Genomic DNA, 12,046 nt, shown 5'->3' with positions numbered 1-12,046 from the left:
GTATATGTTACTGAATACTAAGCAAACCCGGCAGTTCATCCTGGCCGTGATGTTAAGCCCGGGAAAGCCCGTGGGCAAAGAGAAGATTATTACGGAGCTGCACTGTTCAGACCCGACGCTGACGCGCGATCTGAAGGAGCTGCGTGAAACGTATTCGGTCGAAATTCGCTACACCAAAGCGAATCACAGCTTCACCATGGTCAATAAAGGAACGCTTACGCCGAAAGAGCTGCGAAGAATGCGCGACTCTCTGGCCGCGCAGCAAATGCATGGTGAGCAGGCCGCCTCGCAAGGCAGCACGGTTTTTCTGGATAAAGAAAAGAAAAAGGCGGTCTCTCTGTCGCTCAGGATGTCGGTTATCCGCAAAATCGATCGTATGGCCTGGCGGCTTGATCTTAACCGTAGCGAAGCCGTTGAACGGCTCGTTGATGCCTGCATCGCCGATTATCTCAAAAACGAATGCAGTTAGCGTCGTGCTCGCCAGGGCGTCTGCCCTGCCGGTAGGCCCCATCTCCGGAAACGCTTGTCCGGACCGGCTGAACATCTTCCTTCCCGGTTTCCCTTTCCGCCTTCAGGCGTCGCGTGACTGCCCAATGGCAGGCTAACGCTTACCGCCCGCGCAGATTAGCGCTTACGCATCTCCGGAATAATCAAATCCCCACGCAGCACGCAGGCACCGAGCATATTCTGCGTTTTTTCCGTCAGCCAGTTGACGATCCGCGACGCCATCACATCCATGGAGTATTCAATCGCCGGAATGGTGGGAATGCCGGGCAGATTTACCGAACCTGCCAGACTGAACACCATAATGTCACCGGGCACCGACTTATTGAAAGCCTGCAGCTGCGAGATGGCGTTCTGGGCTTCCTGTTCGTTCGCGACCAGCAGCGCATTGAAATTTACGGTACTGGCATTATTGAGCAGTACCTGTAGCGCCACGGAGGTCGAGAGCGAATCCATAAACACCAGATTGCGGTTAAAGGGCAGGAAATTATTTTCCAGCGCCAGCTTATAGCCCAGCAGCACACGATCGGCGGCACCGGCGGTGTCCGGATGGATCAGGGCAATCTGGCGTTTGCCGTTGTTGATGAGGAAATTACAGGCAGTTTCGGCAGCAAACGCGTGATCGTACTGAATACTGTTTGGCGTATCGCTCTCCGTACAGTCAATCAGGATGACGTTGTCCTCCTCAATATTCAGCGGGTAGCGGGCGCCGATAATCAGCACGTCGTCACATAACCCGCAGTTCAGCTCATCAAGCGCGCTCATGATTTCCGTTTTGCTATAGGCGAAGCGTAACAGCAGATGTTTCTGATGCTGGCTCAGATGCTTTTCCAGCGCATAGAGGTAGGCGGTGGTCTGGTTGACGTTTTCCTGGGCGCAGATGACGCCGATACAGTTGGTGGACTGGCTGTAGAGCGATTGCGCAATCACGTTTGGCCGGTATTTCAGCTCTTCTGCAGCTTTTAATACGGCAAGACGGCTGGCTTCTTTTACGCCGCGCGATCCGCTCAACACCCGCGACACCGTGGCTTTCGACACGCCAGCCAGACGCGATACGTCGTTGATTGTCGCCATTTTTTTCTCCCTAACCCCTGAGTAAATTCCGAAAAAGCATCCCATTAAGCATGGCTGTTTCTGTCCGGATTATAGCCATTCACCTCAAACTTGGAAACAGATTTTCCATTTTGACGCTCAAACTGTCCATATCCCCCCAGATTGTGTGATGCGAATCGAATAATAATAGCCTGGCAGCGTCAGATATTGATTGCTATCACACTTCTTTACACTCTTTATGGAAACCGGTTTCCATATGATATCCAATCACCCCTCACCAAGCGGTTACCTATTGAGGATGGCAGTCGATGTTTAAAATCATGTTGTGTTGTTCGGCGGGGATGTCTACCAGCATGCTGGTCCGCAAAATGAAGGAAGCAGCGCAGGAGCGCGGTCAGGCTGTCGAAATTGAAGCTTATGGCATCGCTGAATTTGACGAGCAGTTTCCCCGTTATCAGGTGGTGCTGCTCGGCCCTCAGGTGAAATACATGCTGAAAACCCTGTCAGAAAAGGCGGCGCCGCAGGGCATCCCCGTTCAGCCCATCGATATGATGGATTACGGAATGCAACGCGGTGACAAGGTTCTCGACTTCGCTCTGTCGCTAATCAACGCGGCTAACTAAAAGGTGCGCTTATGAGTACGTTATATCAGTCTATGGTTGCGGTGATTGAGCAATCGATTACGCCGCTGGCCGGACGTCTCGGGCAACAGAAATACGTTATCGCCATCAGGGATGGTTTTACCGCCGCCCTGCCCTTTATGATTATCGGCTCCTTTATGCTGGTGTTTATCTTTCCGCCCTTTGCCGAAAACACCACCAACAGCTTTGCGCGTGCCTGGCTCGACTTTTCAATAACCTATCGCGAACAGCTGATGTTGCCGTTTAACCTGAGCATGGGCGTGATGACCTTCTTTATCTCTGTCGGCGTCGGCGCCAGCCTGGGACGACAGTTTTCGCTCGATCCGGTGATGTCCGGCCTGCTGGCATTTATGGCCTTTTTGCTGGTCGCCGCGCCCTATGCCGACAACACCATCTCAACCCAGTATCTCTCCGGACAGGGGATTTTTACGGCGCTGATCACCGCTATCTACTCAACGCGCGTCTATGCCTGGCTGAAGCAAAACAACATCACTATTCGCCTGCCCAAGGAGGTGCCGACCGGTGTGGCCCGCTCCTTTGAGATTCTGATCCCCGTACTGGTCATCATGGCCACGCTGCATCCCCTTAACTTATTTATTGAAGCGCAGACCGGCATGATTATTCCGCAGGCCATAATGCACCTGCTGGAGCCGCTGGTATCAGCCTCCGACTCCCTGCCCGCGATTTTGCTCTCGGTGCTGCTGTGTCAGATTTTCTGGTTTGCCGGCATTCACGGCGCGCTGATCGTCACCGGGATCATGAATCCATTCTGGATGGCTAACCTGTCAGCTAACCAGGCGGCTCTGGCAGCCGGAAACGTACTGCCACATATCTATCTGCAAGGCTTCTGGGATCACTATCTGCTGATCGGTGGCGTGGGCTGTACCCTGCCGCTGGCCTTCCTGCTACTGCGCAGTCGCGTCACGCATCTGCGCACTATCGGCAAGTTAGGCATCGTGCCCAGCTTCTTTAATATCAATGAGCCTATCCTGTTTGGCGCGCCGATCATTATGAATCCGATGCTGTTTATCCCCTTTGTCTGCGTGCCGATGATTAACGCTGTACTTGCCTGGACCGCCACCAAAATGGGCTGGCTGGCACAGGTTGTTTCACTCACGCCGTGGACCACGCCAGCGCCGTTAGGGGCATCCTGGGCGGCTAACTGGGCGATAAGTCCACTGGTCATGTGCCTGCTTTGTATGCTGATGTCGGCGCTGATGTATCTGCCTTTCCTGCGCGCCTATGAGCGTTCACTGCTGAAAACCGAAGAGCAGAAAGCGCAAAGCAGCGTGCCGCAAGCCGAAACCGTCGGCAGCAACTGATGACTCCGGAGACGATAAAAATGAAATACAGTTTTCCTGACAATTTCTGGTGGGGCAGCGCCAGCTCCGCTCTGCAGACCGAGGGGGAAAGCCTGGGCGGCGGCAAAAGCGCCACCATCTGGGATACCTGGTATGCGCAACAGCCCTGGCGTTTCCATCAGCAGATTGGTCCGGCGGAGACTTCCGGGTTTTATCAGCACTGGCACGAAGATATCGCTCTGCTGAAAAGGCTTAATCACAACAGTTTTCGCACCTCGCTGAGCTGGTCCCGGCTTATCCCGGACGGCAGCGGTGAAGTGAATCCTGAGGCAGTGACCTTTTACAACAACGTGATTGATGAACTGCTGACGCAGGGCATTACGCCTTTTATCACCCTGTTTCACTTTGATATGCCAATGGCGATGCAGGAGCAAGGCGGCTGGGAAAACCGGGAGGTTATCACCGCGTTCCGCCGCTATGCCGGGATCTGTTTTGAGCTGTTTGGTGACCGGGTATCGCACTGGTTTACCTTCAATGAGCCGATTGTGCCGGTAGAAGGCGGTTACCTTTATGATTTCCACTATCCGAATATTGTGGACTTCAAACGGGCGGCCACGGTGGCTTACCACACGGTGCTGGCTCACGCATCCGCCGTACAGGCCTACCGCACCGGGCAGTATAACGGCGAAATAGGCATCGTTCTCAACCTGACGCCCTCTTACCCACGCTCGCAGAATCCGGCGGATCTTACCGCGGCTCACCGGGCTGATCTGCTGTTTAACCGCAGTTTCCTGGACCCGGTATTACGCGGCGAATATCCGGAAGATCTGGTGGTCTTGCTGAAGGAGCACGGGCAGCTGCCCGAATGCCAGCCCGGCGACGCGGCGCTGATCGCTGACGGAAAAATCGACCTGCTGGGCGTGAACTATTACCAGCCGCGCCGGGTAAAATGCCGCGACAGCGCCATCAATCCCGAGGCACCCTTTATGCCGGAATGGTTTTTTGACAGTTATGAGATGCCTGGCCGCAAAATGAATCCGTGGCGTGGCTGGGAAATCTACGAGCCGGGCATTTACGATATCCTCACCAATTTGCGCGAGAATTATGGCAACCCACGCTGTTTTATTTCCGAGAATGGTATGGGTGTGGAAAACGAACAGCGATTTATTCAGAACGGTAAAATAGAGGACGATTACCGTATCGAATTTATTTCAGAGCATCTTAAATGGCTCCATAAAGGAATAAGCGAGGGGTGTAACTGCCTCGGTTATCATATGTGGACCTTTATTGATAACTGGTCGTGGTGTAATGGCTATAAAAATCGCTATGGTTTTATCCAGCTTGATTTAGCCAGCCAGAAACGCATCGTGAAAAAAAGCGGCGAGTGGTTTGCCACCGCATCGGTGAATAATGGATTTAATGAGGTGAATGAAAATGATTAATCTAGAAGAAGCGGTAATGGAAATTATCGTCAATGCCGGGCAGTCAAGAAGCCTCTGCTTCGAAGCGTTGCAGGCGGCGCGCGACGGTAGCATAGAACAGGCAAAAAGCCTGCTGGTGGAAGCCGATGGCTTTGCCCGCGAGGCGCATAAAATGCAGACCAAACTGATTGAGCAGGACGCCGGTGAAGCGCGGCAACCCATGACGTTAATTATGGTTCATGCTCAGGATCATTTAATGACCTCTATGCTGGCGAGGGAATTATCCGAAGAGATTATTCATCTTTATCAGAGATAATTTTCACCCATGAGTTACCTGAAGGTAATAAATAAGATCTGATAGCAAATATACGTTACCTCTGTGAATAAAAATAACTTGTCCGGGCGCAGGGCATCCCTTCGCCTGCGCCGGGCGGGAAGGCATTGTCTGATAATAATTAACCCTGTTGAGACAACAATGAAGACAAATAAAGTATCAACCTCGCTGCTGGTTATGGCTTCGCTCTGCTCGGGAACCGTAGCGGCGCAAGAATTTACTCAGGAACAAATTGACGCCATTGTCGCCAGAGCGGTCGATAAGGCGCTCAGTGAGCGGCAGGCCAAACTGGATGCGGCACTTAATCAGAAAGCGGACATTATTAACGAACCGGAAAGCGCGGCGCAGTCGCCTGATATGGCGATCCCCTTCGGCGTGAAGTTTACCGGCTACGCCCGCTACGGCGCGCAATTTCAGGGCGGCGACCAGAAATTTGTTGGCGTGGATGGCTCCTATAACGGTGCTTCCGCAATTGGTCGTCTGGGCAACGAGGGTAACGGCGGAGAATTTCAGCTCTCCAAAGCGTTCAGGGGCGACAATGGCGCGGTCTGGGACGTCAACGTGATGATCGACCACTGGGGAGATGAGGTAAACCTTAAAAAAGCCTACGCGGGCGTGACCAACGTACTGGCTTCTAACCCGGGGGCCTATATCTGGGCCGGACGCGACTTCCACCAGCGTCCTCAACAGGGCATTAACGATTACTTCTGGATGAACCATGACGGCCAGGGCGCCGGAATCAAAGACTTTGACCTCGGCGGCGTGAAATTCGACCTCGCCACCGTGGCTGCGGTGGAATCCTGTAGCCCGGAAGTGATGGAGGATGAGGCTAACCCATCGCGTATCACCTGTACCGGTGGCTCTGGCACCGGTGATAAAGGCAATTACGCGCTGACCTCAAAAATTCACGGCATGAAGGTAGGTCCGCTGGATTTTGAGATTTACGCTAACTACGGATTCGACTCTAAAGCCATAGAGAGTGACGAACGTACCAAGGCCTGGCAGGGCGCGGTGGTGTTAAGCCATACGGGCGAGAAAAGCGTCAATAAAGTAATTGCCCGCTACTCCGACAACTCCGACAACAGCGTGTATAGCAAAACCGACGAGCTGAAGACCGTTTACGCCAGCTTCGAAGGCGCTTATAAATTCACGCCGCAGACGCAGGTGGAATATCTGCTGGCCTTCCATGATTATGACAACAGCGCAGATAGCACCGACAACCGTAAAAACTACGGCGCGATCGTCCGTCCAATGTACTGGTGGAACGATGTTCACTCCACCTGGCTGGAAGCGGGCTATCAGCGGGTTGATTATGATATGGGTGGTGATAACCACGGCTGGAAGCTGACGCTGTCGCAGAATATGACGATTGCGATGGGACCAGAATTCCGGCCTATGCTGCGCTTCTACGTGACCGGCGGTGACGTGGATAATCGCCGCACTGCACGGGTTAACGGCACCGACACCGATACGCAGCTGGATTCCTTTAACGTAGGAGGAATGTTTGAAGCCTGGTTCTGATCTGCACGGCGGAGAGATAGTCAGCCTGCCGGCACGCGCAAGGTGATGTGTAAGGCACTACGTGTGGCACCGGTAACTATTTCTGGCTGAACAATGCCCCTGGACGAGCAGCCAGGGGCATCTGTTTTATGCCTACGCCAGGCTGCATTGCTGGAAAGCAGGCAGCAATCGTTGTCCCGGATTGCCCTTAGTCTTTACGCTCTTCGCCTGAAAACCAGTACCACAGCGGAATGGCGAGGAGGCCGGTAAAGACCATGGAGTAGACGATAATCATAAACAACTGGGTCACCAGCATTCTGCCCGACCAGTCACTCACCGGAATATGGTATTCATCAATAGCGCCGCCAATCATCACTTTAGACATAACGGTCAGCGCAACCAACAGCACAATGACGATAGCGGCTATATACCGCTTCATTTCTTTTCGCTTCATAACAGGTTCCTGGTTCATCCCTGGGATAAGGCCGTTCGCTCACAAGACAGTTGCGGCAACACGCGGCCACTTCTTCACGGCAGTCTGTCGCTATCCTGACAGATGGTTGCGTATTATTCCAGGCCCTCGCCCGCAGAGCAATGCCTGTCTTGATCGATTGTCGGCATCAGCCGCAGCAGGCCTCGGCAGGATAAGCAAAAATAACGCCCCGGCAGTAACGTTCAACCTCGCCAGGATCTGCACACTGCCCCTCCAAGCCTGGTTATAACTCCCAGCACTACACTCAAACCTTGCCTGGCACTATGCACGCTGCCGCTGCGCCTGGAGCTAAAAATTCCGCTCGCTTCACATTTCAGGCTTCGGCTGCGCGCGAGATGCGAATATTCGACTAAAGTTTGTTTGAGGGTCAATAGCTTACAGATCGCGTCCGGTCTGGACATGGAGAACTGCCAATGCAACGAATTGAGAAACGTCACTGGAAAGCCTTGCTGGTATTGCCGCTGCTGGTTTCAGCCGCGCTGACACAGACAAGCTATGCGAAAGAAACGCCCACACAGCAGCATACGCTCAGCGAGGCGGTGCAGCCGCCCGATCTCCTGCTGGGTCCGCTGTTTCACGCCGTTCAGTCGGCAAAACTTTTCCCCGACCAGAAAACGTTCGCGGATGCGGTGCCAAAAAGCGATCCTACCTCAATTCTTGCGGACTGGCAGATGCAAAGAAAGCAAAGCAATTTCGATCTGCGTCGTTTTGTGAATGCTAATTTTACGTTACCTGCCGCAAAGGAAACCTATATTCCGCCAGCCGGCCAGAGTTTACGTGAGCATATTGACGGCCTCTGGCCTGTGCTGACGCGTACCACGAATAAAGCGGGACGCTGGGATTCACTGCTGTCGCTGCCGGAAGCCTATGTAGTGCCGGGAGGCCGGTTCCGCGAGGTTTACTACTGGGACACCTATTTCACCATGCTGGGGCTGGCCGAAAGCGGTCACTGGGAGCTGGTGGAGAATATGGTCGATAACTTCGCCTATATCCTCGATAAATATGGCCATATTCCTAACGGCAACCGCAGCTACTATCTCAGCCGCTCCCAGCCACCCTTCTTCAGCCTGATGGTTGATCTGCTGGCGACGCATAAAGGTGATGAAACCTACACCAAATATCTGCCTCAGCTGCAAAAAGAATATGATTACTGGATGGCCGATGCGCAAAGTGTCCAGCCAGGTGAAGCCAGTAAACGGATCGTGAAGCTGAAAGATGGCACACTACTGAACCGCTACTGGGACGCGCGCGACGTGCCCAGAACCGAATCCTATATGGACGATATCAAAACGGCAGAAAACACCCGCGATGATAAGAAAGCTCAGCTCTATCGCGATCTCCGTGCCGGTGCCGCCTCAGGATGGGATTTCAGCTCCCGCTGGTTCGCTAAACCAGGCGATCTCTCCTCTATCCGCACCACCGATATTGTGCCTGTTGATCTTAACGCGCTGATTTTCCATCTGGAAAAAACGCTGGCGCGTGCCAATGACGTGGCGGGCAATAAAGAAGCGAGTCAGCGCTTTGAGCACGTGGCTAACAAGCATCAGGAGGCGATCAACCGTTATCTCTGGAATGAGAAGGATGGCTGGTACGCCGATTACGACTGGAAAGCGGCCAAAGTGCATCCTCAGCTGACCGCTGCCGCGCTGTTTCCGCTTTATCTTCAGGCCGCGACTGACGATAAAGCGGACAAAACCGCTGCCGCCGTGCGGGCTAATCTGCTGAAAGAGGGCGGGCTGGCCACGACTACTGAGAATACCGGGCAACAGTGGGATGCGCCGAACGGCTGGGCGCCGCTACAGTGGGCCGCCGTTCAGGGCCTGAACAACTACGGTCAGCAGGCGCTGGCAAAAGAGATCGGTATACGTTTCCTGCAGAATGTCCAGGGTACCTATGATAAGGAGCGCAAACTGGTTGAGAAGTACGTCGTGCAAGGCAAGGATTTAGGCGGCGGCGGCGGCGGTGAATATCCACTCCAGGATGGCTTCGGCTGGACCAATGGCGTCACGGTTAAACTGATGGATCTCTACTGTCCAAAAAATGTGACCTGTAATAACGTCAGCGATATCACTAAAGAACAGTAAATGCCACATCCCGGCGACGCCGTTCGCCGGGTTTCTCTCCCCCGCTTCGCCTCCTGACGCATGGATAATCCCTAAAAATTAACGCACTGCTTGCTAATTTTTTCCTGAAAGATAACAATTCTCATTGAGATTATCATTCTCCTCAGACTGCCGACGTTGCGCGCGTTTCGCTTTTTACCTCTGCGTAACGGATCATAATTAGATTAATTTGTAAGGGAACCCACAATGAGAATGCCTTTTACCCTGAAGCGTTCTGTTCTTTTTTGCGCCATCGCTCTTTCTGCCCCCATGACAACCTTAGCCGCCGAGACTCTTGTGGTGACGGCGCAGCCAGCTGAAACGGCCATCACGCCCACTGAAGGCTATACCGCCAAAACCAGCAAAGGCGCGACCAAAACCGATCGTCCATTAATTACCACCGCCCAGTCGGTTTCGGTGGTAACCCATCAGCAGATGGAAGATCAGGGAGCGATGAACGTCAACCAGGCGCTGAATTACACGGCTGGTGCGTTCACCAATTTTGCCGGAGCGGCCACCCGATACGATACCGTGTCGCTGCGTGGCTTCCATGGCGGCGACGTGGATAATATCTTCCTGGATGGCCTGCGTCTGATGAGCGATCCGGGAAGCTATAATGTGTTACAGGTGGATCCCTGGTTCCTGGAGCGCATCGATGTGATCAAAGGGCCTTCCTCCGCCTTGTATGGTCAGACCGTGCCGGGCGGGCTGGTAATGGAAACGTCAAAACGTCCGCAGTTTACGCCAGAAGGGCATTTTCGCCTCTCAACCGGCACTAACAGTACCAACAGCGCGGCCTTCGATTACACCAATGCTATCAACAATGAGTGGGCATTTCGGCTGACCGGCATAACGCGCAACAGCGATACGCAGTACGACCATACGCGCGAAGAGAAATATGCGATTTCCCCTTCCCTGCTCTGGCAACCTGATGAAGATACGTCCTTACTGCTCCGCGCCTACCTGCAAAAAGATCCTTCCGGCGGTTATCATAGTGCAGTACCTGCCGATGGCAGCATTACGGAACATAACGGACGCAAGCTGAGTAACGGTTTTTACGATGGCGACAGCGCGCTCGATCAGTTCAAGCGTAATGAGCAGATCTACAGCTATGAATTCGCGCACCGCTTTAATGACACCTGGGCTTTCCGTTCCAATGCCAGCTACGCTCACTCGAATGTCGATCTCGATCAGGTTTATCAGGGAGGCTGGGACAGCACTAACCCTGATGTGCTGAACCGCTTTTACACTGGCTCCCGTTCTTCTCTGGATGCGTTTGCCATTGATAATCAACTTGAGGCCGATTTCGCGACCGGTGAAGTCGATCATAAAGTCGTGTTGGGCGCGGAATATCACCGTTACAAGAATGACCTGAGTGATGCCAGCGGAGCTGCCAACCAGCTGAACGCGGTTACCGGCGAGCCTGTGGGGCCAGCGTTAGATTATCTGTTTACAGATTCGCAGCGCCGCTACTATCAGACGGGCGTTTATCTTCAGGATGAGATGATCTGGAATAAGTGGCATCTGGATCTGTCTGGGCGCTACGATCGTATCGTTTCCCAGAATGAAAATTACGGCAATGCGACAAAGTTTCGCCGCCAGGATGACCATGTGAGCGGCCGTGCTGCGCTGCTCTACGCCTTTGATAATGGTGTGTCACCTTATGCCAGCTACAGCCAGGCCATTACGCCACAGTCTCTCTCGGGCCAGGATGGCAATCTCCTTAAGCCTACCACCTCCGAGCAGTATGAAGCCGGCGTGAAGTACCAGCCCGTTGGCACCTCGGATCTTTACTCCATCGCCGTCTACGATTTGACGCAGAAAGATGTCGGCAACCGTGTGGTGGTCGGCTCCTACTATGAACCAGCCGGTAAGGTACATTCCCAGGGGCTTGAGCTGGAAGCGCATAACCAGATTACACCGCGGTTGAGCACTATCGCCAACTATACCCTGAACCACGTCCGCTTTAAGGATTCGGTCAATAGCAATGACGGGCATACGCCTTACGTCACGCCAAACTCAATGGCTTCCGCCTGGGCGAAATATCAGTTCGACTATGGTCTGAGCATTGGCGCTGGCGTGCGCTATATTGGCAAGCAATGGGCAGACAATGAAAATACCACCCGCCTGCCCTCCACCACGCTGTTTGATGCCTCCGTCCGGGCGGATTTGGGCGCCTGGAACAGCAGCCTGAAAGGCGCATTCGTGCAGGTGAATGCTAACAACCTGACCGATCGTGACTATGTTTCCGCTTGCTACGGCACCGGCTATTGCTACTGGGGAGCAGAACGCACCATCGTTGCCACCGTCGGTTACGATTTCTGATCCGCAGCCATAAAAAAAGGGAGACGCCAGGCGTCTCCCTTGTTTTTTGAATGTATCGCGATCAGCTTTTAACTTTACGGTAAATCCACAGCACGACGATGGCACCGATGACCGCCACTACAAAGCTGCCAAAGTTGAACCCATCGACTTTACCGAAGCCAAACAGCGTACTGATCCAACCACCGACAACGGCACCGATAATCCCGAGCACCACTGTGATGATAAAACCGCCGCCATCTTTACCTGGCATAATCCATTTAGCGATAATCCCTGCGATGAGACCAAAGATAATCCAAGACAAAATACCCATTTATTACTCCATCCCTTGTTGAACATTAAACATCGCAAGTATAGTCTAAAAAAATAAGTCTG

11 protein-coding genes are annotated in these 12,046 nt (G+C 53.3%); 8 read left to right on the top strand and 3 right to left on the bottom strand.

Annotated features, from left to right (window positions below):
* The first annotated feature begins 4 nt into the window (after nucleotides 1-4).
* Nucleotides 5-469, top strand: a complete 465-nt coding sequence (locus EA20_RS0116170) for a hypothetical protein (protein WP_024967815.1) — start codon at nucleotides 5-7, stop codon at nucleotides 467-469.
* A 155-nt stretch (nucleotides 470-624) separates the two neighbouring features.
* Here the strand turns inward: EA20_RS0116170 and EA20_RS0116165 are convergent, their stop codons facing one another.
* Entirely contained in the window at nucleotides 625-1,578 is a 954-nt protein-coding gene (locus tag EA20_RS0116165) for a LacI family DNA-binding transcriptional regulator (protein WP_024967814.1), read from the bottom strand.
* A 287-nt stretch (nucleotides 1,579-1,865) separates the two neighbouring features.
* Between EA20_RS0116165 and EA20_RS0116160 the strand changes: the two genes are divergently transcribed.
* From EA20_RS0116160 to EA20_RS0116140, 5 genes are all read left to right on the top strand, one after another.
* A complete protein-coding gene (locus EA20_RS0116160) occupies nucleotides 1,866-2,180 on the top strand; it encodes a PTS sugar transporter subunit IIB (protein ID WP_024967813.1) in 315 nt (104 codons plus the stop codon).
* 11 nt (nucleotides 2,181-2,191) lie between these two features.
* Nucleotides 2,192-3,520 carry a PTS sugar transporter subunit IIC gene (locus EA20_RS0116155; RefSeq protein ID WP_024967812.1) on the top strand — a complete coding sequence of 443 codons (1,329 nt, stop codon included), beginning with the start codon at nucleotides 2,192-2,194 and terminating at the stop codon, nucleotides 3,518-3,520.
* A gap of 20 nt (nucleotides 3,521-3,540) precedes the next feature.
* Nucleotides 3,541-4,941 (top strand): glycoside hydrolase family 1 protein, encoded by a 1,401-nt coding sequence (locus EA20_RS0116150; protein WP_024967811.1) that lies wholly within the window; start codon nucleotides 3,541-3,543, stop codon nucleotides 4,939-4,941.
* On the top strand, nucleotides 4,934-5,236 hold the full coding sequence (locus EA20_RS0116145; RefSeq protein WP_024967810.1) for a PTS lactose/cellobiose transporter subunit IIA: 303 nt from the start codon (nucleotides 4,934-4,936) through the stop codon (nucleotides 5,234-5,236). The genes EA20_RS0116150 and EA20_RS0116145 overlap by 8 nt, the downstream gene beginning before the upstream one ends.
* 159 nt (nucleotides 5,237-5,395) lie before the next feature.
* Nucleotides 5,396-6,775 (top strand): carbohydrate porin, encoded by a 1,380-nt coding sequence (locus EA20_RS0116140; RefSeq protein WP_024967809.1) that lies wholly within the window; start codon nucleotides 5,396-5,398, stop codon nucleotides 6,773-6,775.
* 187 nt (nucleotides 6,776-6,962) lie between these two features.
* Here the strand turns inward: EA20_RS0116140 and EA20_RS19815 are convergent, their stop codons facing one another.
* The gene (locus tag EA20_RS19815) at nucleotides 6,963-7,208 is read right to left on the bottom strand and encodes a DUF2534 family protein (protein WP_235192663.1); all 246 of its coding nucleotides are present in this window, start codon (nucleotides 7,206-7,208) and stop codon (nucleotides 6,963-6,965) included.
* Between the two features lie 452 nt (nucleotides 7,209-7,660).
* Between EA20_RS19815 and treA the strand changes: the two genes are divergently transcribed.
* Together treA and EA20_RS0116125 are read left to right on the top strand one after the other, a co-directional pair.
* Nucleotides 7,661-9,331, top strand: a complete 1,671-nt coding sequence (gene treA, locus EA20_RS0116130; protein WP_024967808.1) for an alpha,alpha-trehalase TreA — start codon at nucleotides 7,661-7,663, stop codon at nucleotides 9,329-9,331.
* Nucleotides 9,332-9,556: 225 nt separating this feature from the next.
* A complete protein-coding gene (locus tag EA20_RS0116125; RefSeq protein ID WP_024967807.1) occupies nucleotides 9,557-11,674 on the top strand; it encodes a TonB-dependent siderophore receptor in 2,118 nt (705 codons plus the stop codon).
* A 61-nt stretch (nucleotides 11,675-11,735) separates the two neighbouring features.
* Here the strand turns inward: EA20_RS0116125 and EA20_RS0116120 are convergent, their stop codons facing one another.
* Complete coding sequence (locus tag EA20_RS0116120; RefSeq protein ID WP_024967806.1) at nucleotides 11,736-11,984, bottom strand: GlsB/YeaQ/YmgE family stress response membrane protein; 249 nt, start codon at nucleotides 11,982-11,984, stop codon at nucleotides 11,736-11,738.
* Nucleotides 11,985-12,046 lie beyond the last annotated feature (62 nt).

Origin of the sequence: Pantoea sp. IMH (assembly GCF_000599885.1) — a bacterium.
GTDB lineage: Bacteria > Pseudomonadota > Gammaproteobacteria > Enterobacterales > Enterobacteriaceae > Erwinia.
This window is presented reverse-complemented; position numbering and strand designations above follow the sequence as displayed.

What these genes read in the sequence shown, in the direction of transcription:
- EA20_RS0116170 (WP_024967815.1), top strand. Translation starts at nt 5, where the DNA reads ATGTTACTGAATACTAAGCAAACCCGGCAGTTCATCCTGGCCGTGATG.
- EA20_RS0116145 (WP_024967810.1), top strand. Translation starts at nt 4,934, where the DNA reads ATGATTAATCTAGAAGAAGCGGTAATGGAAATTATCGTCAATGCCGGG.
- EA20_RS0116150 (WP_024967811.1), top strand. Translation starts at nt 3,541, where the DNA reads ATGAAATACAGTTTTCCTGACAATTTCTGGTGGGGCAGCGCCAGCTCC.
- treA (WP_024967808.1), top strand. Translation starts at nt 7,661, where the DNA reads ATGCAACGAATTGAGAAACGTCACTGGAAAGCCTTGCTGGTATTGCCG.
- EA20_RS0116160 (WP_024967813.1), top strand. Translation starts at nt 1,866, where the DNA reads ATGTTTAAAATCATGTTGTGTTGTTCGGCGGGGATGTCTACCAGCATG.
- EA20_RS0116140 (WP_024967809.1), top strand. Translation starts at nt 5,396, where the DNA reads ATGAAGACAAATAAAGTATCAACCTCGCTGCTGGTTATGGCTTCGCTC.
- EA20_RS0116165 (WP_024967814.1), bottom strand. Translation starts at nt 1,578, where the DNA reads ATGGCGACAATCAACGACGTATCGCGTCTGGCTGGCGTGTCGAAAGCC.
- EA20_RS19815 (WP_235192663.1), bottom strand. Translation starts at nt 7,208, where the DNA reads ATGAAGCGAAAAGAAATGAAGCGGTATATAGCCGCTATCGTCATTGTG.
- EA20_RS0116120 (WP_024967806.1), bottom strand. Translation starts at nt 11,984, where the DNA reads ATGGGTATTTTGTCTTGGATTATCTTTGGTCTCATCGCAGGGATTATC.
- EA20_RS0116125 (WP_024967807.1), top strand. Translation starts at nt 9,557, where the DNA reads ATGAGAATGCCTTTTACCCTGAAGCGTTCTGTTCTTTTTTGCGCCATC.
- EA20_RS0116155 (WP_024967812.1), top strand. Translation starts at nt 2,192, where the DNA reads ATGAGTACGTTATATCAGTCTATGGTTGCGGTGATTGAGCAATCGATT.